This window comes from Pseudobdellovibrionaceae bacterium (assembly GCA_019637875.1).
Lineage (GTDB): Bacteria > Bdellovibrionota > Bdellovibrionia > Bdellovibrionales > Bdellovibrionaceae > JAHBUW01.
The window spans coordinates 18,903-42,770 of sequence record JAHBUW010000006.1 but is presented as its reverse complement, the minus strand read 5'-3'; the positions used below and the strand labels follow the sequence as shown (position 1 = coordinate 42,770).

31 protein-coding genes are annotated in these 23,868 nt (G+C 54.6%); 17 read left to right on the top strand and 14 right to left on the bottom strand.

The genetic code is table 11. The features are described from left to right. Window positions 1–16: 16 nt before the first annotated feature. From KF767_09015 to KF767_09000, 4 genes are all read right to left on the bottom strand, one after another. The gene (locus KF767_09015) at window positions 17–1,042 is read right to left on the bottom strand and encodes a tyrosine-type recombinase/integrase (protein ID MBX3018017.1); all 1,026 of its coding nucleotides are present in this window, start codon (window positions 1,040–1,042) and stop codon (window positions 17–19) included. A gap of 276 nt (window positions 1,043–1,318) precedes the next feature. Further along, on the bottom strand, window positions 1,319–2,227 hold the full coding sequence (locus KF767_09010; protein MBX3018016.1) for a YqaJ viral recombinase family protein: 909 nt from the start codon (window positions 2,225–2,227) through the stop codon (window positions 1,319–1,321). Between the two features lie 12 nt (window positions 2,228–2,239). Then, on the bottom strand, window positions 2,240–2,683 hold the full coding sequence (locus KF767_09005; protein ID MBX3018015.1) for a hypothetical protein: 444 nt from the start codon (window positions 2,681–2,683) through the stop codon (window positions 2,240–2,242). 12 nt (window positions 2,684–2,695) lie between these two features. Then, complete coding sequence (locus tag KF767_09000; protein MBX3018014.1) at window positions 2,696–3,613, bottom strand: ATP-binding protein; 918 nt, start codon at window positions 3,611–3,613, stop codon at window positions 2,696–2,698. 203 nt (window positions 3,614–3,816) lie between these two features. Between KF767_09000 and KF767_08995 the strand changes: the two genes are divergently transcribed. Beyond that, a complete protein-coding gene (locus KF767_08995) occupies window positions 3,817–4,449 on the top strand; it encodes a helix-turn-helix transcriptional regulator (GenBank protein MBX3018013.1) in 633 nt (210 codons plus the stop codon). On the opposite strand, the gene KF767_08990 is transcribed toward KF767_08995, so the two are convergent. From KF767_08990 to KF767_08980, 3 genes are all read right to left on the bottom strand, one after another. Then, a complete protein-coding gene (locus KF767_08990) occupies window positions 4,446–5,063 on the bottom strand; it encodes a DUF559 domain-containing protein (protein MBX3018012.1) in 618 nt (205 codons plus the stop codon). The two genes, KF767_08995 and KF767_08990, sit on opposite strands and share 4 nt — an antisense overlap. 538 nt (window positions 5,064–5,601) lie before the next feature. Next, entirely contained in the window at window positions 5,602–5,886 is a 285-nt protein-coding gene (locus KF767_08985; GenBank protein ID MBX3018011.1) for a hypothetical protein, read from the bottom strand. Next, the gene (locus tag KF767_08980) at window positions 5,883–6,641 is read right to left on the bottom strand and encodes a hypothetical protein (GenBank protein ID MBX3018010.1); all 759 of its coding nucleotides are present in this window, start codon (window positions 6,639–6,641) and stop codon (window positions 5,883–5,885) included. The genes KF767_08985 and KF767_08980 overlap by 4 nt, the downstream gene beginning before the upstream one ends. 92 nt (window positions 6,642–6,733) lie before the next feature. Between KF767_08980 and KF767_08975 the strand changes: the two genes are divergently transcribed. Continuing rightward, window positions 6,734–7,078, top strand: coding sequence for an HNH endonuclease (locus tag KF767_08975; GenBank protein ID MBX3018009.1), 345 nt, complete (start codon window positions 6,734–6,736; stop codon window positions 7,076–7,078). Between the two features lie 47 nt (window positions 7,079–7,125). Further along, on the top strand, window positions 7,126–7,443 hold the full coding sequence (locus KF767_08970; GenBank protein ID MBX3018008.1) for a hypothetical protein: 318 nt from the start codon (window positions 7,126–7,128) through the stop codon (window positions 7,441–7,443). Here the strand turns inward: KF767_08970 and KF767_08965 are convergent. From KF767_08965 to KF767_08935, 7 genes are all read right to left on the bottom strand, one after another. Then, on the bottom strand, window positions 7,440–7,646 hold the full coding sequence (locus KF767_08965) for a hypothetical protein (protein MBX3018007.1): 207 nt from the start codon (window positions 7,644–7,646) through the stop codon (window positions 7,440–7,442). The two genes, KF767_08970 and KF767_08965, sit on opposite strands and share 4 nt — an antisense overlap. A 222-nt stretch (window positions 7,647–7,868) precedes the next feature. Continuing rightward, window positions 7,869–8,474: a hypothetical protein gene (locus KF767_08960; protein ID MBX3018006.1), complete on the bottom strand. Its 606-nt coding sequence runs from the start codon at window positions 8,472–8,474 to the stop codon at window positions 7,869–7,871. Continuing rightward, window positions 8,471–9,061 carry a tyrosine-type recombinase/integrase gene (locus KF767_08955; GenBank protein ID MBX3018005.1) on the bottom strand — a complete coding sequence of 197 codons (591 nt, stop codon included), beginning with the start codon at window positions 9,059–9,061 and terminating at the stop codon, window positions 8,471–8,473. The genes KF767_08960 and KF767_08955 overlap by 4 nt, the downstream gene beginning before the upstream one ends. Before the next feature lie 326 nt (window positions 9,062–9,387). Then, entirely contained in the window at window positions 9,388–9,660 is a 273-nt protein-coding gene (locus tag KF767_08950) for a hypothetical protein (protein ID MBX3018004.1), read from the bottom strand. Between the two features lie 4 nt (window positions 9,661–9,664). Then, window positions 9,665–10,120 (bottom strand): hypothetical protein, encoded by a 456-nt coding sequence (locus tag KF767_08945; GenBank protein MBX3018003.1) that lies wholly within the window; start codon window positions 10,118–10,120, stop codon window positions 9,665–9,667. Next, a complete protein-coding gene (locus tag KF767_08940) occupies window positions 10,117–10,386 on the bottom strand; it encodes a hypothetical protein (protein ID MBX3018002.1) in 270 nt (89 codons plus the stop codon). Before KF767_08940 ends, KF767_08945 begins: the two co-directional genes overlap by 4 nt. Window positions 10,387–10,453: 67 nt before the next feature. Further along, window positions 10,454–11,095 (bottom strand): hypothetical protein, encoded by a 642-nt coding sequence (locus tag KF767_08935; protein ID MBX3018001.1) that lies wholly within the window; start codon window positions 11,093–11,095, stop codon window positions 10,454–10,456. Between the two features lie 623 nt (window positions 11,096–11,718). Between KF767_08935 and KF767_08930 the strand changes: the two genes are divergently transcribed. From KF767_08930 to KF767_08865, 14 genes are all read left to right on the top strand, one after another. Then, on the top strand, window positions 11,719–12,249 hold the full coding sequence (locus tag KF767_08930; protein MBX3018000.1) for a hypothetical protein: 531 nt from the start codon (window positions 11,719–11,721) through the stop codon (window positions 12,247–12,249). After that, window positions 12,246–12,419, top strand: coding sequence for a hypothetical protein (locus tag KF767_08925; protein MBX3017999.1), 174 nt, complete (start codon window positions 12,246–12,248; stop codon window positions 12,417–12,419). The genes KF767_08930 and KF767_08925 overlap by 4 nt, the downstream gene beginning before the upstream one ends. A gap of 62 nt (window positions 12,420–12,481) precedes the next feature. After that, on the top strand, window positions 12,482–13,333 hold the full coding sequence (locus KF767_08920; GenBank protein ID MBX3017998.1) for a site-specific DNA-methyltransferase: 852 nt from the start codon (window positions 12,482–12,484) through the stop codon (window positions 13,331–13,333). Beyond that, entirely contained in the window at window positions 13,330–13,554 is a 225-nt protein-coding gene (locus tag KF767_08915) for a hypothetical protein (GenBank protein MBX3017997.1), read from the top strand. The genes KF767_08920 and KF767_08915 overlap by 4 nt, the downstream gene beginning before the upstream one ends. A 38-nt stretch (window positions 13,555–13,592) precedes the next feature. Further along, window positions 13,593–13,880 (top strand): hypothetical protein, encoded by a 288-nt coding sequence (locus KF767_08910; protein ID MBX3017996.1) that lies wholly within the window; start codon window positions 13,593–13,595, stop codon window positions 13,878–13,880. Next, window positions 13,858–14,136 carry a hypothetical protein gene (locus KF767_08905; protein MBX3017995.1) on the top strand — a complete coding sequence of 93 codons (279 nt, stop codon included), beginning with the start codon at window positions 13,858–13,860 and terminating at the stop codon, window positions 14,134–14,136. Before KF767_08910 ends, KF767_08905 begins: the two co-directional genes overlap by 23 nt. 2 nt (window positions 14,137–14,138) lie before the next feature. Further along, window positions 14,139–15,071, top strand: a complete 933-nt coding sequence (locus tag KF767_08900) for a peptidoglycan-binding protein (GenBank protein ID MBX3017994.1) — start codon at window positions 14,139–14,141, stop codon at window positions 15,069–15,071. Then, on the top strand, window positions 15,068–15,751 hold the full coding sequence (locus tag KF767_08895) for a hypothetical protein (GenBank protein ID MBX3017993.1): 684 nt from the start codon (window positions 15,068–15,070) through the stop codon (window positions 15,749–15,751). Before KF767_08900 ends, KF767_08895 begins: the two co-directional genes overlap by 4 nt. After that, on the top strand, window positions 15,751–16,470 hold the full coding sequence (locus KF767_08890; protein MBX3017992.1) for a hypothetical protein: 720 nt from the start codon (window positions 15,751–15,753) through the stop codon (window positions 16,468–16,470). Before KF767_08895 ends, KF767_08890 begins: the two co-directional genes overlap by 1 nt. Before the next feature lie 125 nt (window positions 16,471–16,595). Next, complete coding sequence (locus tag KF767_08885; GenBank protein ID MBX3017991.1) at window positions 16,596–19,139, top strand: hypothetical protein; 2,544 nt, start codon at window positions 16,596–16,598, stop codon at window positions 19,137–19,139. After that, on the top strand, window positions 19,123–19,428 hold the full coding sequence (locus tag KF767_08880; GenBank protein ID MBX3017990.1) for a hypothetical protein: 306 nt from the start codon (window positions 19,123–19,125) through the stop codon (window positions 19,426–19,428). Before KF767_08885 ends, KF767_08880 begins: the two co-directional genes overlap by 17 nt. Beyond that, window positions 19,412–21,577 carry a hypothetical protein gene (locus tag KF767_08875; GenBank protein MBX3017989.1) on the top strand — a complete coding sequence of 722 codons (2,166 nt, stop codon included), beginning with the start codon at window positions 19,412–19,414 and terminating at the stop codon, window positions 21,575–21,577. Before KF767_08880 ends, KF767_08875 begins: the two co-directional genes overlap by 17 nt. Beyond that, window positions 21,543–22,490 (top strand): hypothetical protein, encoded by a 948-nt coding sequence (locus tag KF767_08870; protein MBX3017988.1) that lies wholly within the window; start codon window positions 21,543–21,545, stop codon window positions 22,488–22,490. The genes KF767_08875 and KF767_08870 overlap by 35 nt, the downstream gene beginning before the upstream one ends. 50 nt (window positions 22,491–22,540) lie before the next feature. Then, the gene (locus KF767_08865; protein MBX3017987.1) at window positions 22,541–23,779 is read left to right on the top strand and encodes a hypothetical protein; all 1,239 of its coding nucleotides are present in this window, start codon (window positions 22,541–22,543) and stop codon (window positions 23,777–23,779) included. The last annotated feature ends 89 nt before the right edge of the window (window positions 23,780–23,868 follow it).

Sequence of the window (23,868 nt, the reverse complement as noted above, 5' to 3'; positions counted from 1 at the left end):
GATTTGCCAGGAAATTTCACGCACCCCTTGTGTCTCGTAACGTCTTAAGTCCGTTTCTCATGTCATCCATCTGCACATGGACGTAGCGCATTGTGGTCGCCACGTTCTTGTGCCCCATCAACTGCTGAACCTTAAACACCTGCACGTTCTCCTGCATGAGGTCCGTCGCGAAAGTGTGACGGAGCCCATAGAACGAGAGCTTCTTCGGAAGTCCCAGTTCGTCGCGCAGTTCGGTGAAGATCTCCCACATGCGATTGTAAGAGAGCTTCCAAACCCGCTCATCTAGGCCAGCGTTCGCAGGCTTAATGGCCTCGAATACTTCGCGCAGATGCTGATCCAGCGGGAACGACCGGAGTTCGCCGGCATTCTTTCCGCAACGCACAGTCAAGATCTCGCTGTCGAAGTCCACCATCCGCCATGTCACACTCAAAAGCTCAATCGGACGCATGCCAGTTCCAGCTAGCGCTTCGATAAAGCTCCTAATAGGCTCCAGGGCGTGCGAGATGAACAGGTCGACCCATTGTGGCTTCCATAGCATCCTCGCTTCACTGACGGCTTTAAGGTCGCTGTATCCGTCAAACGGATTGTCAGCAGCCTTCATGCGCTTCGCTTCAACTTCACGCGTGAACATTCCGCGCACGGCGTTCATCTTGTAGTTCACAGTCGACGGTTTAAACCCATCGTCGATCAGCTTGTCGCGCCACTCCCAGATGAGAGATGTCGTCACTTCGCTGACGTAAACCACACTTCGCTCACCATGAGCGTAGTCGTAGAACCGCGTCAGGTTGATGCGGCAAAGCCTGCGTGAACATGACGACACTCGCTTCGAAACGACGTCGTCCCAGTAACCGCGGATCAGGTCTCGAAGCTTCACTTCCGAAACACGCTCAACGGCTTTCACACCCAGCATGCGCTCAAGCTTTTCCTGTTTCTCCGCGCGCACGAGCTTCTCCGCTTCCGCCTTGTCAAAGACTTGGCGAATGCGCTGGCCCTTGATCGTTACATCGACCTTGTAGCCAGTGGTTCCGTCTGCGCGGGTCACTTTGCTTATTCTTTGTCCCATAGTCTTTCTCTCACTTTCCGTCTGTTACGGACGGGAGAGCGCTTGGGTTTCTTCAATGTCTTCACGGCTGATTCTGTTTTCAAAGATCCAGCCTCCAGTAACTCGCGCTCAAAGCGGTCTGGGTCAAACTTGTAGGGCTTGGAACCGAGCGCCAGAATCGGTGTCACAAGTCCCTGCCTCACAAGCGCGCAGATCCGCCGCGAGGTCGTCCGGTACTTCATCGCCGCTTCGTGTGTCGTGATCGGATCGCCCACGTTAGTTTGCTCGCTTTCTAAGCACGTAACTGACAACCGGGGACTTCGCCTGCTCCGAGACGCCCAGGTCTTTCAGCTTCGTTTCATCCACGCGAAAGCTCACTTGCTTTGTGAGCGTGAGGCCCTGGCACTCTTCGCGGCTGTGCTTCATCATCTGAATCGCGCGGGCTTTCAGCGGATCAAGAACGCCCTTCAGCTTTGTGATCTTCGCTTCCAGTTCGTCGATCTGCTCTTTGAGTCCCCGCATCTCGCGGTAGACTTCGATGACGTCAGCCTCTGTCCGTAAAAGCGTGTCGCGGTCTGTGAGCGGCGGCTCGGTTTGTGTCTGAATGCGTTCCATGAACTCGGTCTCCGTCTGAATCAGTCTTTCAAGATAAGCTTTGTTTGAGCGGTACTTCACAATCGCTTCGTCCGTGATCGCCCATTTCCCGTACTCGTCTTGCTCCGCGAGGACGCAGTTGAAATGAACGACGTCGGCCTTTGCGACCCAAAGCTGATGCTCAAGCTGGGGCACGTACTGCTCGTGAACGATGCCCGTTTTTGCGAGATCGAAAACCTCGCGGCCCACCACCTTGCATTCCCAGATGATGCGCTCTTCGGCGATCTCAAACCCGTCCAAGGACGCCATCGCCCACGGATACTCCTGAGATTTGAAGACCACAGGCTGAAGGTTTCTTTCGTACTTGATGTTGTAACGAGCGCGTGCGACGGGCTCGACCTCGTGGCCTCTACGTGTTGCCGGATTGTTAAAGTCCGGCCATTCGCGAAGGCCCAGCATGCACTGCCAGAGCTGGCGAGGAGTCATGTAGGGCGAGACACCCATGATGATAGGAGCTGTACTCCCGCCGATCTTACCGAGACGAAAGCGCTTCCACTCTTCACTGTTCTGGACAAGTTCGACGATTTCCATGTTCACTGCTCCTTAGAACGGAATGTCGTCCGACGAAGGTTTACTAACCGTGATGTTGTTTTGAATGCGGTAAGCAGCAAATTTGTCAGCCGAGCCCGCAGTCATCACCGCGATCTCGTCCGAGCTCATGACGTTCGCCTTGCGGGGGTTGTTCACGTACTTCACTTCGAGATACTTCTTCCCGTCGTGTGAACGCTCGCGAACGTCGATCTCCCAGTCTTTCTTCGTGTCGACCGCGAGAGTGCTGAACCCAGCCCAGCCGCGTGCGCCGTCATAGCCGATCATCAGCGCGTGTTTCATCGCGATCTCTTGACCTTTTTCAGTCTTGAGCGAGAAGCCCATCTGATAGTCTTCACCAGCTTCCGTGCGGAAGATGATGTAAGGACGCGGGTCTCCGGCCTTTGTTTTCGAGACGTTCGCTTCGTAAACCTTCGCGATGTACTTTCCAGGTTTCATGTCGTGCTCCTCCTAGAGCGTCTGTGTCAGTTCCATGAGTCGAGACTTAATAACTTTTAATTTTTCGTCATCTTTGCCAGCCTCGGTGATCGCCTTGTCGATCTTCTGAACGAGATCTTGATCGGCTACACGAGACTTTAATTGATTGATCTGATGAACTAGATCTTCGCCCGATTTAGGAATGAGTTCCGACACGGCCTTTTCTACGGAAACTAAAGAAAAATTAATTTCAGCGGGAAGTGCGTAGCGAGACTTCGCATCGTAGGCATGCGACCACACCGTGTGAATCACGCGGTCTCCGGTCGAGAACGCTTTTGCCTTCGCAGGGTTCTGGCCTTTCTCGGTGATGACCTTATGGTTCACGAAGAAAACGCCATCTGACAAATCTCGAATGATCGATGCGAACTTGTCGTTTGCGCGCATGATGTAACGATCGTAGGTCTGGTTCGCCTTAGGGTCGGTGAATGATTTGACGATCGAATGACCAACAAGAATCACTGTGAGGCCGCGGTCATCACGAATTCGGTGATAAAGGCGCATGATTGCCTCCATCTTTTCGCGCGCGTAGACGTTACCTCTTCCATACGGAATATCTTCAATCGATTCGACGCCTTGCTCTTTGCAGAGAGACTTGTGAATAAGGGATTCGAGCGCCTCGACAGAATCTGTGATGAGCGTTTTGCGATCAGCCGGATCTTTCCAGATGTCGTTCAAGGCAAGCATGTATTCATCGAGACCAGGAATTTCTTTCTTCGCGATACGCAAAAAGTCCTTGTGACCGACAGATTGACTGCCATCTTCAAGATCGAACATCACGGGGTTAGGGAAGCGAGACGCGAGTGTGGTTTTACCGACACCGTTCGGTCCGTAGATTGTATAAACCTGAGCCTTCGGCAGTGTGCCCGTCGTTGCCTTTTTCAGAATCGACACCGTTTCCCCCTTAAGTGATGTGTCGAACATTCCGACAGCTTTGCGTTGTTTGCAACACAAAACGGGGGGCTAGCACTCGGTTGGCGTAAGATGGTAAACATTGGACGTCGTTTCGAACACTTGACGCAACATAGCGTCAGGGCGGATGCGGCGCAAACCCGGGAGGTCTAATGTTCGATACCAGCTGAAACGGTGGTGTTGAGATGAAGCCTGATCAAAAAGAAATCCTCGCTAGGCGCGTGAAGTCCGAGCGGATCGCGCGCAATATGTCGCAAAACGACCTTTGCGACGCCACGGGGATCAGTCGCAGTGCTCTCTCACATATTGAAAACGGGTCAGCGAACACGTCGATGGAAAAACTCGAAGCGATCGCGAAAGCCTTTGAGATTTCGATCGCGGAACTTCTTTCGCCAGACACCGAGACCATCAACTACGAAGTCAAAACACCGGATCAAAGAGTAAATTTCAGTCAGCGAGTTCGTGTCCGAATGACGAAGATGGGGATCTCTACTCTCGAGCTCGCGCGTAGAGCAGACATTCTACCGAATACGATGTCGAACTACGTGAACGGCACCCGCGGACCCGACGTCGTCGGCATTCGAAAAATCGCTGCCGCTCTCGGAGTGTCGCCCGAAGAACTCATGAGTGACGAAGTGAAAAAGCTGCCGGCGATCACGGGTAGCTCGGGTGATGCAGATTTGCGCAGAGTTATCGCGTCTCTCGAAGCCAAGATCGACCAGCTCGCTCAAGCCGTAAATCTTCTCGATGAGCGCCAACTCAAATCATTCGGGCAAATCGAAATGATGGTGCGGGATATAGCTAAGAAGCGCCGCTAGGACTTGAACCACGAAAGAACTTTGGCTTTGTCGATGTGAGACGGCCACGAGTCGACGGCTGCTTTCTCGCGGGCCTTGCGACCGTAAGCAGTGCCGCGGAGACTACGTTTCTCTTTCCTCAATGTACTCGCAACCGACTTAGCGAGGCCCTCTAATTCTCGGGCAGGCTCAACACGCTTCATCTTAGGATAAAGATTCTCAATCTCCAATAGAGCTGCATGAAGCGCATTCTCGTCGCCATGCTTGATGCGGATCACACGATTCCCAGCACGCGTGAGAAGTCCGTCTCGCCATTCGTCATGCTCTTTTTTTCCATCATGTGAGCGCCCATCGATCTCGATCGCAAGTCTTCCGCGACGGAAAAAGAAATCGATGAAGAACACACCTAATGCAGGGTGGTTCCGGGAACAACGGACGCGAACAGGAAATGTTGCGAAATGCTTTTCGGCTGCCGTCATAAACCAGCGCTCACTTGGGAAGTTACTATGGTTCAACTTGTTGCAGCGTTGACGAAGAAGTTCAATTGGGTGCGGAACCAATCCGACCTTCTCTGCCTTCCGAAACTCTCTTCTCATCGCATGCTCAGACAGCTTTGTCTGATACAAATACAACATTCGAACCCCCTAGATAGATCGGCAGGCATAGGTTCCCCTATATCCCACCGAACCAAATGATCTGCTGAAGGCGCGAATAAACATTCGAACCCCCTGAGATGAGTCGGCTTACGGCATCTGGATCTCCACACTCGTTTTGACGTATTCACGTCGTGCTCTAGGTAGGTAGCCACCAGCGGCAGTTCCCCCTCCGCGCCACAGAGTCATCTCTTCAAGATGGAGGGTGTTTGGCCCAGCACGTCCCGTAGGACTTAGAACCTTCCTTGCTGCGCGCGGGGTAGATGCAATCAGCCCGGGAGTGGTCGGTTCTGATTTGAAGGTAATTCACGGTTTGCGTGAGATTCAACACAAAGTGAGTTGTTGGGGCGCTGCCGCTTTACGCATGACGCGCGACCGATACAGCCCTTAAAGCAAAAAGCCCCGGGTTTCCCCGAGGCTTCCTACTAGCAAATCTACAAACCGTTGTGTGAGAGAGAGACGAGAGACTTCACAAGATCTAGTCGCGAATTGCCTGAGTGTGAAGTGTAGCGGTCCCGCGTCAGCGTTTTTTTGAGAGCTTCCAGTTTTCGGTGATCATGGTTGCGACAGAGTCGGCGATGATCTCTTCGACATCTTCATCGATGGCGGGCGAGATGTGCAGGCGATCGAGGAGCGCATGAACAGCTTCGTGAAGCACGCACTGGTCATACTCTTCACCCTTAAGGTCTGCATCGATGTGAATGAGATTTTGGCCAGGGTAGTAGATACCCATGGCTTCTTCCTTCGTGCGAAGGTGTTTGCGCCGTTTCACTTGCATGGAGACGCCGAAGATCTTGAGCTTCATCCTTTGAAACGCTTCCCGTTTACCATGCAGGTGATGTTGTCGAGGATGTGAATCTTCTCGTGATAGAAGTAGCCGGTCCGCGGATCGACGTGAACGATGCCGAAGCCAAGCTGCCATTGAGCCATGCCGGCGACGTAGCCAAAGACCTGCTGCTGACGCTTATCTCCGAGCCATCCAACCGAGAAGCAGACGTGTTCCTCGCCTTTGATGCTTGTGAAGTGGGTCTCTTCAATCTTGTGGTTGTCGCCGTAGACCATCGAACAGAGCGCGCGTTGTGCAGATGCTTTCATCGACGAGCCCAGTGGACGGTGGCGCGCGAGCAGCTTCGACTTAGATGGTCCGATGGGTGTCAGTTGAGTCGGCTCCCAGGGGACCCACTCCCAGCCTTTACGTTCTTTGAGTGAAGTAAGACCTTCCCAGTCCATGACGCCGAAAAGTTCCGGTGCGCGATTCTGGATGTAGCGAGTGAGGCGCCATTCGTGATTCCCCTCGATGTATTTCTTCTTCGACTTCGGAAAGAGTTTATCGAGTTCATCGAGGCCCTCATTCACCGAGTCTATCTCGCGCTTCATGTTGGTGATCATGCCGGGATCTTTAGGCCCATGGCCGGAAAGATTGTAGACATCGGCATAATCACCGAGAAGGATGACGTGTTTCGGTTTGATGAACGTACCAACTTCAAGCATGAGGTTGTACGCGCGAACATGATGCCACGGACGGTGGCAATCCGGGATAACCAAACAAGTTTCAAGCATGCCGCCAGTTTAACAGCGCGAGGGTTGTTGGGGCTGGAAGTCATTTGAAGGTTTCACTTCACCGTAAGGTCCAGGTCTCACAAGATCAAAGCATGACAAAGAAGAAAGCCAGGAAGGCAAAGCCAGAGCCCGTAGATGGTCTGGGGCCGAAGGATGCGGAGCGTTTGCGGAAAGCCATCCGCCAGGTCTGGGCGTATAACCACGCACGCAAGCTTTGTCTGAGGCGCGCAGTCGGGGAGAACGACATTGGCACCTGCGAGATCTGCGGAGCGAAAGTGGGGAAGCTGTACGCCGACCACATCGATCCTGTCGGAACCTTCGACCCTCGCACATTCATCGAGCGCATGTTCCTTCCGTCAGAGAAACTGCAAGCGGTCTGCAAGACCTGTCATGGCAGAAAGACTCGTGAAGAAGCAAAGGCGCGTCGGTTAGCCTAGAAACTCATTCCCGTTTTCGCGTATAATGACTGATTCGGGGGTGTGAGATGGCGGGAACTCAGAAACGCAGCGTGTGGGACAAGCTGGACAATCTCGGTGCGACCATGCGTGAAGGTACGCATCAGGCTTGGGCTGAGTCAGAGCTCGCCAAAGCCCGCGGTCAGACAGGCTTCATCGGTAACATGCAAAACGAGGCTCTTGATGGCCTTGCATACGTCATGGATGCTGGGTCGCTTGAAGCCGCACCCTACAAAAAGCGCTATGAGCTGATCGAGAAGGCTAAGCGCGAGAAAGACCCGATGAAATCGCGCAACACTGATGTCTGGTCGCTCATGAACGAAGGCAAGCTTCCCGCTGATCGTTAAAAGATGATCTCGAGAGTTGAGCGAAGGATGCCGGGATCGAAGTCCGCGATGGCTGCTTGCACCTTCGGAGAGGTCTTTCCGATATAGAGAAGCATCCCGACACCACCGAGCACGTAGAAGGACACCACGGCAGCCGCAGTCCAAAGCACCGCGCGCTTCACTAAGCCCCAGGGTAGATTCCGGTTTTTCGCTATAGCAGTCATGCGAACAGGATACGTCTGAGCCTTCATTTCGTCACCTCGACTTGAGACTTCGTTTCAGTTTGAGTTAATCCGTAAACCGCAACACCGATATATCCCGCCACGAATAACGCCGCCACGGGGCCTAGGACGCGCCAAAGTCTCGCGCTGTTCTTCCGGTCGGCCTGATCTCGCTCACTCGCCTGACGGGCTAATAAAGCGTTTAACTCGGTCAGATTCTGAGGCTTACTCATGATAGACCTCGCCTGCAATTGAGCCCGTGAAAGGGCCATAGCCTATCGGGTTTGTGCAGCTTCGTTGAAACGGCATCGTCTCAAGCGACCGCGCGACTGTGATCTCGCCATCAGCTGTTCTGGAAAGCTGATAGGTGATATTTCGCGCGTGGAAGTACGGATCGACCGCGGCATAGACGCAGCTTCCGCCATAGTAGAAGGCCAAATGCGATTGACCGACCTCAAGCATGCAGTCCTGATGTGTCGGTGTGTCGAGCGGCACGTCGCCATCACGCTCAGCCGACACGGTCACAATACCATCAGCCTCAGTCACGCTCTTGATCTCGATGCGCCCACCATAGCAGCGCGTGTCTTGGATCTCGGAGCTTGTAAACGTCAGCGACTCCGAACCGCGGGTTAGCGTCAGAGACTGGATGTCACCGCTTGTCAACTCGGCAAGAGTTGGCTCCTCAGGCAAGGGCTCCGGCGCCTCGGGCTCAAGATTCGGAGCTTCGTCAACTACGCGAGCAGCTGGAGCTCCACCAGAGCCGCCATCAGGCACGCAAGCGGTCAGGATAAGGGACGCACTCAGTCCCAATAAAAGCGTATAGCGTGTCATGACGCTCCTCTCAGCGCTCCTAAAGCGCGACTCAAGTCATCTTCCATGTCCATCTCGGTATAGATTTGCGTGTTCGATACCGATGCGTGTCCAAGCGCGTACTTCACCAGCAGGATGTCGCGGGTTGCGCGGTAGAGCTCACGCCCGAAAGTGTGACGAAGCGAGTGAAGCTTCTTGTCGCACGTCCGATACGTACGCCATATCTGGTCGGCACGTCTGAGCTTGATCGCCTCACCCGTATCAGATGCGAAGATCGGCGAGCCCGGAAACGCTCCAGCCATTGACAAGCAGCGGTCGTACAGCCAACCGGGCACGGGCACGACCCGGTCAAGCCCCTGCTTCAGCGTGCGAATGTGGACGCGTCCGAAGCGTTCTCCTCCTGCTCCGTCGAACACACCGAGGAAGTCTCGGCGCTCGAGGTTCAGCGCCTCAGAAGCGCGGACGCCCGTGAGCCTGAGAAAACTCAGATAAGCATGATCACGCGCAACGAGCGGGTCAGAGGTATCGAGCGCTGCAAGACGGGCGTCAAGCGCACCCGCTTCCTGAGGCGTCATGTACTTATCTGGTGTGAGTTGGTTGCGTGACATGTCTACTCCTATTATCGGCGGGACTTGGTTAACCCCGCGTGAAATTTCCAACAAAACGCTATAGCAAGTTGAGACGGTTAAGGGGCGTTAAGGCTGATCGGCTTCCCAGTCGACGAGCTCCGCCACGTCGCGCGTCCCGTAAGTGTCGACAACAAAGGAAGCGGTTCCCTCGTTGCAGTAGCAGAGTAGGTCACGGTGACTCAGCGCTACCGTGTAGCAAGACCAAGTTGCGCCATCGACTTCGATTTTGAAAGCGGCGTCTACTTCAGACCCATCGCAATCGGAGTGTACCGAGTGAAAGATGGCTTGATTCAGTGATTTGAGCTTCATGACTCACCTCGCGCTTTGGCGAGGGCTCGCTCGACTTGCTTGGCTAGTGAGTTCTCGATGCCGGTCCGTTTGATGTTGAGAAACGCAAGCACGTCCTCCAACGCTTCCAGCATCTCAGGCGCGGCGGCGATAAGACGGGCGTTGGCGAGGTCCTCTGAGGCGTCTCGCTTTTCTTGCTGCTTCCAGTTGACACCGAAAAGGCGAGGCGTGAGCGGATACGAGTAGACATTTACGTCCCACGGTCCGGGTGTGTGTTTGGGGCGGGTCATCTGATTATCCTTTCCGTTTGGGTGATGTGTCGTCAGGTCCGCTATCTGAGTAAGCCTCGCGCGGATAAGTCGGGCGGTCCTTCACGTTCGGGTTCATGTGATACATCACGCAACCGCCGCCATCGAGGTGCATGATTTTCCAGAGCGTCAAATCTCCGTTCGAGTGTGAAACGCGCTCGACATCTGCCTCCATGCGCATGAACTTTTCGAGGTCCCAAGACCCAAGCTGCTCAAACACCGGAGAATGACATTCGTACACCGCAAAAGAGTCGAGCCCGCGCCCGGTTCGGCGCATGAGTTTCACGGTGAGGTTGAGGTCTCGAATGAACTGACGGACACCGCGGCGGGTTCTGAACGCACACCACGACGTGGAGTCTTGGGTCACGAGGTAGCGGTAAGGTCCGCAGCCTTTCGGAGTCGAAACCCGAGTGATGTAGATGGTCGATTGACGGCGGCTCATGCGGTCTCCTCTGTAGAGATGTCTTGTAGGACTAATCTTTGGCAGTCGGGCGGCAGCTCCTCGAACTTGATACGCTTCCCGAGATGACGACCCGGTGATGCGACACACGAGCAGCCGAAGCCCTGAGGGCTGAACGGGTTGGTGCTCATGCCGCGCGCTGCGAACGTGCCGGGCTGGTACTCGGGCTGGTCCATGTAGACGGCTGTGTAGCGGTCAAAGGTCTTTCCGCCATTATCGTAAATGCGGACGTTTTTAAGCGAGTTCATGCGATCTCCTTTGTTAATTGAAAGCGTCTTCATTCGGGTGTCCCGCAAGACACCCTGATCAAGCTGCTCACGCGCCGATGACGTGGACCCATACAGTTTCGAAGCCATCGCGATCACACGACTCAGCAGCAGCGCTGAGCTTGCGCTCGAGCTCCTCGGTCGTGAGGTCTACTAGATGGATACCCTGACGATCGCGGAACTCAGTGCAAGGAACGACGACGACACGAAAGCCTGAGGAGTTATCTTCGGCGTGGACGTAAGCTGCTTTGTATTTACGTGCGTAAGGGAGCGCCTGAGATTCGGGGAAAAGTTCTTGCACCTTACTGATGACTTCCTCGGGGCGCGCTTGCTTGAAAGCGGTCTCACCACACGAAAAGCAGCTGATGGACTCACCTTGGTCATCGTCGCGAAAGCCATTGTGGTTACAGTCCGGACATTCGTAGATGTGTGCTTCGCGGCAGATCTGGTCGATCTCGCGGTCTTCAGCCTTGCGGCTGATACGAAGGACTGAAGTCGCTTCGGTCATCTTGCGGGTCTCGCTAGCGGCACCAGTGCCCAACCAAAGCTGAGCAGCGTGGAGCCGGTATCCGTTGCGAAGCGCGTACAACATACCGTCGTCGGACTCATCTCCACCTGAGTCAGCCCATGACTGGAGGTCAGCGATCACGATGTCCAGGGCTTCGGCTTGAGTCATTTTGGCTTTCTTCATCTCGTACTCCTTCGTTAGTTGGTTACGACACTACACATTGCTTGATCTGTGCCACATCAAGCAGCAGTGAAATCAGTAGGTTAGCGAATGGTACTTTGTAGAACTTATAGACGGGGAAGCGCTGCCGGCGGGAGGTGAGCAGGGCTAAGTGTGCGTGATGTGTGATAGATGCGGTGCGGTGGATAACTTGTAGGCAGATTGTAAGAGTTTGACAGTTTGTAGGGTAGATGAGGCAAAGTGAGGGAAACGAGATGATGGAAGATGCTGAGGAGCAGGGACCGCGGACGCTGCTGATGCTGAGGAAGCAAGCAGGGCGGATGAAGCGGACCGAGGTGTGTGGTGCCAACGGGCGGGGCGCGCGGCGCTTCGAGCGCTGAGCTCCTCACGAGCAGGACCACTATATTTAGTGCCTGACGCGCCTCAGGACACACAATTGGTAGACTCGACCAACACTGCTGGATCTATGTAGATCCAGCAGCGAAGTTCGAATCTCCAGTGATTCCGCAGCGTTAAGCAGGCTTCGAATCAAGGGGTGATTCGGAGCTCAGGCCTCAGGGCCGTCATCTCGTCTATATAACGCGTGATCAGCTACTTAGTGGCGCGCGTCAACAAGGGGGAGCACGATGGGCAAGGACGCTTTCGTGGCTAAGGGTCAAGAAGCAGCTTTCTCACCGGGGGGTGGGGTCGACGATAAGGGAGATGTCCGCCATGGAGCGCACACCCTATCTCCCCCCACCTCCGCAGCCCCCCTCCCCCCTCCCTTCCCCACCAACGAGAGCCTGCACGGCCTCACCCTGCCTGAAGCGCATAAAGCCATCCATGACGCTTTCGCCGCTCTCTACGCCTATCACGCAACCCAAGCGCCCACAGCCTCTCCTGAGCCCGTTAAACGCGCCACAGAGCCTACTCACGCTTCTCCCCGCAAGCCTGGCTTCTACTACGACCGCACCATCCAGAAAGCCATGTACCTGCTTCAGAGCGGCGTAGCTGCCCCGGTGTCGGACATTATCCGCGCCTACAACGACCTGACGTATCGCACGGCTGACATCCTCGATGAGAAGCCTTCGCGCTACGAAGCGATCAAACCTGCCCCTGGCGTCTACCACATGGAAAAAGGTGAGCTGAAGTTCACGCCGGCTGGGGAGTCGAAGTGAGCCAGCGCACACTAATCGTCTATATCGCGATGTTAATCTTCGACCTCTCGCTACTTGCAGGCACCGCCTACCTCGTGACCTACGAAGGTTACAGCGCCTGGTGGTTCCTGTTTACAGTGCTTTTCACGTCAGCCTGCGGACCGAATCTCTTCCGGGATGGTGCGAAGTGATTCTCGTAGGCGATTCTCTTGCGACTCTTCGCACGCTTCCTGACCAATCGGTGCAGACGTGTGTGACGTCGCCGCCTTACTGGGGTCTGCGAGACTACGGCGTTAATGGTCAGATGGGCCTCGAGAAGACTCCTGAAGAGTTCATCGCTTCGATGACAACTCTCTTCCGTGAGGTTCGCCGCGTTCTCAAAGACGACGGCACGCTTTGGCTGAACCTGGGCGATAGCTACGCGGCTTCTCAGTACGGAAGCGGCGGAGGCTGGGCGAAAGGTGAAGGAAAGAACGGTTCAGGCGGTAACTCGCAGGAGCGGTCACTTTTCACTGACCCCGGCTACGACGCGAAACTTCCGAACAAGAACCTCGTTGGCATTCCCTGGCGGACTGCGCTCGCTCTCCAGGCTGACGGCTGGATTCTTCGCCAAGACATCATCTGGCATAAGCCTAACCCCATGCCTGAGTCGACAAAGGACCGCTGCACGAAGTCTCACGAGTACATCTTTCTCTTATCGAAGAAGCCTCGCTACTACTTCGACAACGAAGCGATTCGTGAGCCTGCTCGATACCCCGGAGGACCTGGCAACACCAAGGGGCAAGACGTGCCCGGCCAGCGCGAAGGCAAGAACGCGAATCTCGGCGGGTCAATTCACAAGATCGGCCCGCGACCGACACGCAACAAGCGCTCAGTCTGGTCAGTTACCACAAAAGGATTCAAAGGCGCTCACTTCGCAACTTTCCCTCCCGATCTCATCGAACCTTGCATTCTCGCAGGTGCGCCCGTTGGAGGTGTTGTTCTCGATCCCTTTCTGGGTTCTGGCACAACCGGCATGGTCGCGAAGAAGCATGGCCGCGAGTTCATCGGTATCGAGTTGAATCCTGGGTACGCAGAGATCGCGCGAAAGCGAATAGGCGCATGACCAACTACCGCAACAAGCGCCACCCGCATGCGAACCCTACTGTTTCTCCCTACATCAAGGGGACGGAAGGTGTGCGCCAGGTGACGCCTACGCATTATCCGCGCTTCAAGCTCACAAAGAAGGTCTGCCTCGGCTGCGACAAGAAGTTCATGTCCGAGGGCAAGCATCACCGCATCTGTGACATCTGCAAGGAATCAGAACTCTGGCGGTCGGGGGATTGACCCGTCAGAGGTTTTCGCAAGGACGCGGACTGGGGCTCATGGATGAGCTGTTTTGTTCGCCTGAAGAGAAGGGGAAGTCAGGGATGACGACACAGCACCGGAAGATGCTCGAGCAGGCTCAAGGCCTCATCGACAACATGGATCGGCTGATTAACCGCACGGTTGCCCGCGTGAGGCTCGCTGATATGTCAGCCGACCCCATCATCAGTCGCACGGTGGCGCATCTCTATACCATTCGCGAGGAGATGGAAGAGACGCTTGAGGAGCTTCGTCTGGAGATCGCAGCCAAGGAAGGCTTACCCGTTGAAACACTCCGAAAAAGCTAACTTGTTTGTCCCGTCAGGCGAGGACACTCGTCGCGGGTTCAGGCTTTGGTTTAACCGCGAGTTCATCGAGATGGTTGAGAACGCAATCGCCAAGTGGGGTTGGGACGATAAGCAGGCGCTCGCAAAAGCCTACGAAGCTGCGGACGTGATGCTGAAGCCGATCCGTACAGCTGACCCTCCAACCATTCACATCAAGATCAAGAACTCGAAAGTCACCGTCACTCTGCATTGGCCGGAGAGCCAAGAAAGGCACTAACCATGCAAACATTCTGGAACCTCATCGTTACCTTCTTCTCCTGGCTTGGGAGCGTGGGCGCTCCGAAGGCGTCAGACACAAAAGCCTTAGAAATTAAGCAGATCATGCTCGGCGATGTAGGCCCTCTCGTTATCTATCTTGAGGAATGCCTTGCGACGCTTGGATTTCTTGCGCGCAAACCCACCGGCAAATTCGACGCGGTTCTCGAGTCAGCCGTTCGTGAGCTCCAGCGCGCAAAGGGTCTTACGATCGACGGCAAGGTCGGCCTGAAGCAGACATGGCCGAAGATTGAGGAGTTGCTGAAGAAGCGTGTGACGCCTCAGGTGCCGTCGAAGCCTACGACGCCCACCACACCTTCGAAAAGCACCGACATCACAACCATCCAACCTGTTCCCTGGATGGACTTCATGAAGAAGTACCGCGGCAAGAAAGAGCAGGACAACGACTTCAACGCGATGATGACGCCGCTTTGGAAGAAGTATTTCGGCTTCTCGCTTCCTTCGATCCGTGGTTCCGCAAACGCTTGGTGCGGACTCATGGTCGCAGCTGCCTTGGGATATGCCGGCATCGACGTTCAGCGAAACGGCTCTCTCGCTCGTCACTGGTCGAACTGGGGAGCGGCCATCAACTACAAAGTGAACGGCGCGCCTCATGGTGCGATCGCACACATCAACCATGTGAAATGCGGAAACGATTCGTCGAATCACGTCGCATTCATCGCAGGTAACTGCACAGCTGAAGACCTCACGCGCGCAGGAGCCACGGTCGACCTCGATGGAGGCAACCAGGCAGATGCCGTCAAGATCTCGACCTACTCGGTAACTGAAATCTGCTCTATCCGCTGGCCGCTTCTGAAGTTCTGGGCGTTCCCCGGAAAAGTCACAAAGACCATCAACTGCACTTCGGGCTCGAAGGGCAAGGAGTCCACACGATGAATCAACGCACTAAATTAGCCCTCACAGTCATCGGCATCTACGCGGTAGCCATGGTTCTCGCGACATGCCTTCTGGGGTGCGAGAACGTGCCAACGATGCCTGTCGACCCTATCGAGGCACCCGGGACACCGAAACCCAAGAAGCGGATCGCGCTTTCATGGGAAGCCGGCAAAGGCTACTCGCTTTTGCCTGAAACCTCTGACTACCTGATCAGCCTTCTGCGGGCTGACCTCGCTACATTCTCGTCGGCGAAAGACGTCACTCAAATCTGCCCGAAGTACCATTCGCTGGCAGAAGACGGGAAGTTAAAAGCCCTCGGCGAGTTCTCGGCGGCGCTTGCTTACTACGAGTCCAGCTGGAATGTGAAGTCGTCATCAGTCGACGTGGGAAAGAAAGAAAACCTCGATACCTACTCGGTCGGTCTCTTCCAGCTCTCTGTTGTTGACCAGTCTTGGGCGGGCGGCGGTACGAAGTACAGCTTTGCTGACCTTCAGACCTCGAAGCCTAACATTCACCTTTACGTCATCCTCATGAAGCGCCAGATCATGAAGTCGGGCGAGATCATTCTCCCAAACGCTTCGAAGTACCGCTACTGGGCGATCATTCTCGAAGGCAATAAGTACCAGAAGATTTCTTCGGTGCTCGGTCGTGTGAAGGCAAATGTGCCGGAGTGCTACTGATGTCCCGAGACGTGATCCCTTCGCCCCAGGACCTACAACCCGAGCTTGATTTAACGGATGCCAGCAATCGGCACTCGCTAGTCAACATGCTTCCGGGTAAAATGGCCGAAGCGCTTCAATCGATCCCCCTCGAAGTTCTCAGTTACACCGAGACCGAACTGAAAAGAGTCGGCAACATCGGCCTCACTGAAGAACGCCTGCGCGAAGCTTTCTGGCTTGAGTACAATTTCGCGTCTCTCGGCGGGCGAATCATGAACCTGCCGAACATCTATAACGGGGTCTGCCGCAAAGAATACTGGTGGAAGATCATTCAGAAAGACGCCTACAAGATGGCGTTCATCTGTCTGCCCCCACCTGCGTATCGGGTTCAGCTGAAACACATGCTGACCGTTGCGCTCGATCAGCAGCTCGACATCCTGACGCGCGATCATGTTCTCAGGGATAAGCAAGGCAACGACATCGGAACTGATGCTCGTCTAGCGGCTGTGAAGGTGAAGATCTCCGAAATCCTCATGAACCGCGTCTACGGTTCGGTCACTCAGAAAGTTGTGACGCAGAACCAGAACGTGAATGTCGAAGGAACACCCGATGGCGAAAAAGAAAGCCTCGAAGACATCGACCGCCGCATTCGCGAACTTGAGGAAAAAGGCGGGGCGAAGCTCCTCGAAGCTCGCCTGCCCGAAGTGCGGGACGCGGACTTGGATGGCGCTGAAGAGTGACACCGTAGGAAACGAAATCGTCATCACCTCATGCAATGAATGCCCGGGGTTTTGGGAACATCACTGACACCAATCGATCGAATTACAGGACGTAAGACATCGACGAGATTTTAGCTCTCAAGAAATTGAAGCTCCAGAAGCTGGAGGAAGCGGCTGCGCGTGAGGCGCGGAAGCGTGAGCTATTGCCTCACCTCTACGGCTTTCCCTACTACAAGTGGACGCGCGAGTTCATCAACTCGACGAACAAGCTCCTATTCCTGACTGGTGCGAACCAGATCTCGAAGGCCCTTACCCATGAGACGCTCATTCCCACGCCTTCGGGCTACAAGAAGATGGCTGACCTTGGGGTCGGCGATTACGTCTATACGCGTCTCGGAAATCCCACGAAGATTCTGGCGGTTCCTTTCGATGGGGAAGATGAAGCTTTCCGTATCACCTTTCACGATGGATCTTCGATCGAAGCCAGCGGTGAACACGAGTGGTTTTGCAAAGGTCCTGAAGAGCGATTTCGCAAAACGCATTCTAGGTATGGCGAATGGGTTGTTCGAACAACTAAGGAAATTATCCAGCACGGAGGATACTCGCCTTCAACGACGTGCGCGCGCGCAAGATACAGCATTCCCGTCAATGAGCCACTGAGATTCTCTGGCAAGATACTTTTTGACCCATACTTTTTAGGGCTTCTGCTGGGCGATGGCTGCGTAACGAAACACGTCTCGCTGACTACCGCTGACGCGGAAATAGCGGACTACGCAGTCGTGAATTACGGCGCGAGGAAGAGTGGGAAATACGGCTACCGCATTCCCGTCGATACGGGAGTGAGGGATATTCTGTCGGAGCTAGGTTTGTTGGGAACAGACTGCTTTACGAAGTTTATTCCCGAGTCCTATTTCTGGGGCGCCGTCGAGCAAAGATTGGCCTTGCTTCAAGGCCTCATGGACACAGATGGCTGCGTCTCGAGGACGGGACTTTGCACATTTGCGACTGCGTCCAAGCAGCTCGCAGAAGATGTGGTGCGACTCACGCAGGGGCTTGGTGGGCTAGGCTTCATTGCGAAGCACCCGAGTCACTACATAAAAGATGGAGCAAAGCACATCGCGAGCGACACGTACTGTGTCCGCGTTCACCTGCCGATTTGTCCATTTCGGCTGCCTCGCAAAATTGCTCGTTATCGGTTCCCTGAGCGATGCGCTCACGAGCGAATCATTCACAAGATCGAGCCCATCGGAAAAAAGCGAGTCAAGTGCATCACGGTCTGCGGTGAAGGCTCGTTTGTCGCAGGCAAAGAGTCGATCGTTACCCACAATTCTAGCACGCAGATCCGCAAAAACATCACGCTCGCAACAGAACCTGACAGATGGCCCGAGCTATGGCGCACGCGCCCCATTACATTCTGGTATCTGTATCCGTCGCTTAAGGTTGCCGATCACGAAGCGCGCCTGAAATGGATTCCTGAATTCATGCCTCGTGGTGAGATGAAGGATGACCCGCAGTACGGCTGGGAGCTCATCAAATCGCCGAATGGTCTCATCGCAGGCTTTAAGTTTAACTCCGGCATCAACCTGCTTTTCAAATCATACGACCAACAGGTCGAGAACCTTCAGACGGGAACCGTTTGGATGCTCTCTATTGACGAAGAACTCCCGATTGAGCTTTGGCCTGAACTTCAACTCCGAGTCGGTGCGACGGATGGCTACATCGCAGGCGTATTCACGCCGACGCTGTCTCAGCAGTATTGGTTCGACGTCATGGAGGAGACAGATCCTCTGAAGTTGAAGCTTCCTTCCGCGCACAAGATGCGGGTGTCGCTTTATGACTGCCTCACCTACGAGAACGGCATTCCGTCTGACTGGACAATCGAGCGCATCAAGAAGATTGAGCAGACGCTCCCCACGCCCGAAGAAGTGCTCCGACGTGTCTATGGTCGATTCATCATCGACAAATCCGTCCTGAAGTTCCCGTCGTTCAATGCTGAAGTGAACATGATTCCTGAGCATCAGATTCCGGAGTCATGGGTTTACTTCGTCGGCATCGACTCAGGCTCTGGCGTTCAGGGCACGAAGACGACCTTTTCGCATCCAGCCGCGATCGTATTCGTGGCCGTTGACCCGAGCTTCCAGAAAGCCATCGTTACCGACGTTTGGATCGGAACCCCTGACAACATCACGGGCGATGATAAGAACACGACCGCATCCGACATTCTCCGGCAGTACGTCTACATGAGAGTCGGAAAGCAGGTCGTTGCAAGCTACTACGACTACGCCGACCGCGATCTCGGAATCGTGGCCGAACGAGAAAGCATCCCGATCCAAAAAGCAGAAAAGCGTCATGAGATCGGCGAAGGGCTTATCAATACGCTCTTCAAAAACATGATGCTCTCGATCTTCAAAAACAAAGGCGGGCTTGAACTCGCAGACGAGCTGCTGAACCTGCGGAACGACACCCAGAAGCAGAAAGCAAAGGACCACGCTTCTGATGCCCTCAGATACGCGCTTTCGTCTGTGACCTTTGACTTCATGAATGTGACCGGCGGTCAGGAGAAGCCCGAAGCTCCGAAGATCATCACAACCGAAATGATGATCGCTGATCGCCGACTTGCCTACCAGAAACGAACCGAAATCATCGACCTTGAACAAGAAATTGAGGAGCTTAATGAAGACTACGGATAGCCTTCCTGCGCCAAAAGACCTCGTCGCCATTATCAAAGCCTGCGGAGAAGCGGGTGTTCTTCAGCTTGACCTAGGAGCATTGAAGATTCGCTTCCAAGAAACCTTTCATGGTGTCAGCGATACTCAATCCGTCATGGCGACGGCTGGTCACTACGAAAACACACTCGCTCCCGCCGAGCCCGAAGAATCAAACTACATCGACCCCCTCGAAGACCCTGTGGCGTGGCAGCGCGCCGGCATGAGCTTTTCGACAACTGCTGAAGGAGTAGCAGATGAAGCTGAAGACTAATGAAGAACTGAACAAGCTCTTCCAAGATGCGAAGACTTGCGATGAAGAACTATTCGCCGAGCAGAAGTCGAACCTGCTGCTAGTTTCGGGCGACCACTACAAACGGATTGAGAAAAATCTCCGCGAACAGCTTCGCGGCTCGAGCCTGACTTCACAGCAAAAGGTGAAGATCACAAAGAACCACACGCAAAAGATCTGTAACCGGGAAGTGAACGGCATTGCCGCCCTCGCCCCTGACGTGAAGTGTACTCCGGCAAATCGTGACGAGCTTCAGGATAAAAAGGCGGCACAGCTTTACCAGGCAGTGAAGCTCTTTGGAGATAAACGGTACAAGCTCGCAGAGCGCCGCGAGAAATGGATTCAGGATTTCGTCGAGATCGGCGAAGTCGCAACGCTCGTTATCTGGAATCCGAACAAGGGTGACTTGATTAACTATCACCAAAAAGTAGACGAGGAAGGGCAGGCGCTCTTCACGGCTCCTGATGGGTCTGAGGTCCGCCAAACCGGAAACCCTGAGCTTGATCAAATGCTCAAGCCCGCACCTGATAAGACGCGTCCTGTATTCTCCGGAGACTTCGTCTTCGAGAACATCTACGGCTTCAATCTCCACCGCGCACCAGACGCAGACGATATGGACGATTCGCCCTATGTGATCGTCGACAAGATGTCGATGCCTGAAGATGTGAAAGCGATGATCGCAGAAGACGACCCCGAGCGCGAAGAAAAGCTCGAGTTCGTGAAGAAGTCATCGGAGACCACCTACCGTATCTTCGACACAAACAAGCTCTCTTTCGGTGACGACAAAGGGAAAGTTCATCTGCGCTACCACTACTACCGTCCGTGTATGGAGTATCCGCAAGGTTACTACTACATCCAGACAGAGTTCGGCATTATCACGAGCGGCGAGCTTCCTTTTGGTGTGTGGCCCATCGCCTACACTGGGCACACGCGCCTTCCCACGTCTCCTCGCCACCGCTCGCGCATCCGGGTGATTCGCCCTTACCAGGTCGAGATCAACCGCGCATCGAGCCAGCGCATTCAGCATCAGTTGACCCATGGCGACGACAAGATGATCACGCGCCCCGGAGCGAAAGCCTCGCAGGAAGGAACCCTTCCCGGTATCCGCACATACAAAGCCTTCGGTGATGTGCAAATCATCCCTGGGCGGGTAGGCGATCAGTTCGCGGGCTACGTCGTCGAGCAGATTGCGGAGATGTATCAGGTCGCTGATGAAGAAGCGGTTGAAGATTCGGGAATGGCGACGGAGCCGCTCGCGATTCTGTACTCGTCTGTCAAACGATCGAAGAAACACGGGAAGCAAGCCAAGGCGATCGTCGCTTTCCTTCAGGACGTTTACGGCATCTACTTCGAGCTCGCGAAGCACTATTTCGATGAGCACCACTTCATCAAAGCTGTGGGCCGATCTGAAATGATCAACATCGCTGAATTCCGCACGGCGGATAAGGCTAGTGTTTCGATCACGGTTGAGGCTGCAAACTCGGACGCAACCGACATGCTGGGCCGGTTTATGTTCACACAGAACGCTCTTCAGTACGTCGGGAAGAACCTTCCCCCTGAGGCAGTCGGGCAGATTCTCTCGAATATGCCGTTCGCGAATTCGGAGCAGATCTTAAAGCCCATCATGCAGAACTACCGGAATGTCGAAAACGACATCCTGGCTCTAGACCGCGGGGAGAAGCGTCCAGCTGAGCCTGATGATACGCATGACCTCTATGTGACTGAACTCACCTCGCGCATCAAGTCTCCAGACTTCAAGGCACTCGATCCGCAGATTCAGCAGGCGTACTTCGAGAAGCGTGAGCAGCACCGCGCCTTTAAGGCCGAAGAGCTCAGGCAGCTTGCGATGGCAAAGCAGGGCTTCGTTCCCATGGGCGGGAGCCTCGTGAAGTGTGACGTCTACGTCACCATCAACGGGAAACAGCAGCGCATGGTGCTTCCCTACGAAACTCTGCAATGGGCTCACGACATCGTGAACAAGCAGGGCATGGCTCAGGATTCTTTACAGAAGTTCGCGCCGGCAGATCAAGTCGCCATCGCGGGACAGGCCACGGAAGGCCTGATGCAACAACAAAATCAAACTCAAGGAGGAGTGAATGTCGGAAATGGAACAGTCGAACCTGTCATCTAGCGAAGGTGTAGCGGTAGAGACTTCGAGCGCTGCGGAAACGTCTGCGCCTGAAGTGAGTGGAGACCCCGGGGCGGTAACTCCCGCGCCTGAGACCCCTGCGTACACGCCGAACTGGAAGTTCAAAGCTGCCGGTCAAGAGCATGAGATCGACGAAGAGTACCGCAGCTATATCAAATCGGCTGAGGACGAAAAGCGTCTGAAGCGTTTGTTCGAGCAGGCAAAGGGTCTCGATCCTGTGCGAGCTGAGCGAGATAAGTACCGCGAGGAAAGCGGCGTCTACCGGAACGAACTCGGTCAGTACGAAACGCAGTTCTCGAAGATCAAAGCGCTTCGCTCTCAGGGCCAGATGATGAAAGCCCTTCGTGGACTCGGCCTCACGCCGGAAGAGATCTACGTGGCGGCAAAACAGCAGATGGATTTTGACTCCTTGCCCCAACAAGCCCAGGACATCTACCATCAGAACCAAGAAGCCGAGCGCCAAGCTCAACACTTGGCAAGCCAGAACGAGTCCTACGCCAATCAAATGGCGGCGCTCCAGGTATCGGTCAAACGCACAGAGCTGTCACAAGCCCTGGCAAATCCCGAAATCAAAGACATTGCCTCTCGTTTCGATGCTGTAAACGGTGAGGGCGCATTCTACGCACAGGTCGTTCAAGAGGGTAAGGCGCAATTCGCGCTGAACCAACAAGACATCTCTGCGTTCGAAGCAGTTAACGCTGTCGTCTCGAGGTTCAGACCCTTCCTGACACAAGCGGCACCAGCTGCACCCGCACAAATGCAACCCGCAGTTCCTCAAGCACCGAAAGAAGTGCCTGTCATCCCTTCCGCTAAAGGCGCCTCTCAAGTCGCAGGCGGCTCTCGCATCAAGAGCCTCGCCGACATGAAGAAGTTCGCCCAAACGCTCGAAGACTAAAAAAATCCAACCACCCTTTTGCCGGATAACACCCGGCCTAGGAGACATGAATGTCGATCAAACTCTTCAACGATATGTTGAATGAAAACCTTTCTTACGACCTCCTGAAGCCGGAGATCGAAGAGAAGTCGTATCTCTGGAAAAACATCGAACACAAAGAAGACTGGACGGGCGATTTGATCGTTCCCTTCCAGGCTGGGCGTGCTTCGAGCGTGAAAGCGGGCGGCCTTGTCGCTATCGCGGACATCACCTCGCAAAAGCTCGTTCGCGGCTCGATCGCGGACTCTTCGCGCCCTGAAATCAACATGGCGCTCGTGTTCCATCACAAGGACATCTTCAACCACGAAGGCAAAGTCAAAGCGAAGTCGTTCTTGGGCACTTTCCTGCCTGAGCAGATCTCGGATGCGACTGACTTCTTCGCAAAAACTCTGAACCACACGTTCTTGAACGCGAAGCACTTGGATAAAGTCGCTGACGTCACGAACCTGGCTTCGAGCAAAATCGGTGTGAATCGCCCTGAGCGCTTCGAACTCGATATGAAAGTCATTCTCGATCCCACAGGCGCAAACGTGACCGGCTGGGTTAAAGAGATCAACATCAACACAGGTGAGCTCTTGATCGTCACCGCTAAAGGCGGATCGACTGGCGCGACTTTGACTGGCGTTGCTGTCGGCGAATTGATCTACCAAGAAGGTTTCGCAACATCGAGTGTTTCGAACCTGAAAGACATCCTGCTCCCCGTTGCCGCTGGTGGCGCATCGACTGTCTACGGTCAGACCAAAACCGCAAGCCCCTACACTCAGGCGCTCGCGATCGACGGCTCGGGCATGTCGACTTCGAACATCTTCGAGAAGATCTTCGACGCATACTCGAAATACCGTCAACTGGCGAAAGTCGGAGCGGGCGAGCTCTGGTGCTCGTTTAAGCACCTGGGCACCATGATGAAGAAACTGGAGCAGGATAAGGGTGCCTACAAAATGGTTCCCGGCTCGATGAAAGTGAGCCAGTACGGCTTCACCACTATCGAAATCTTTGGCCCCGGTGGTTCGCTGAAAGTCGTCGCGATGCAAGAGATGGATAACGACTTCATGACGTTCGTTTCGATGGACGCAATGAAGATTCACTCGAACGGCGGCATCCGTAAGCACAAAGATCCGAACGGAAACGCGTTCTACACAGTCCGCGATGAGAACGACAACTATAAGTATGTCGTCGACCTCATGTACGAAGGAACGATCGTCGTTTCGAAGCCGTACAAGTGCGCGATCATCTACGGAATCACTTACTAGTTCTTAAGCCCTCCTTGGGTTTTGGGGTCTCGGCTGTGTTCTCAGCTGAGGCCCCTTTTCGTATCCCCTCCTAATCTGCGAGGTCACGA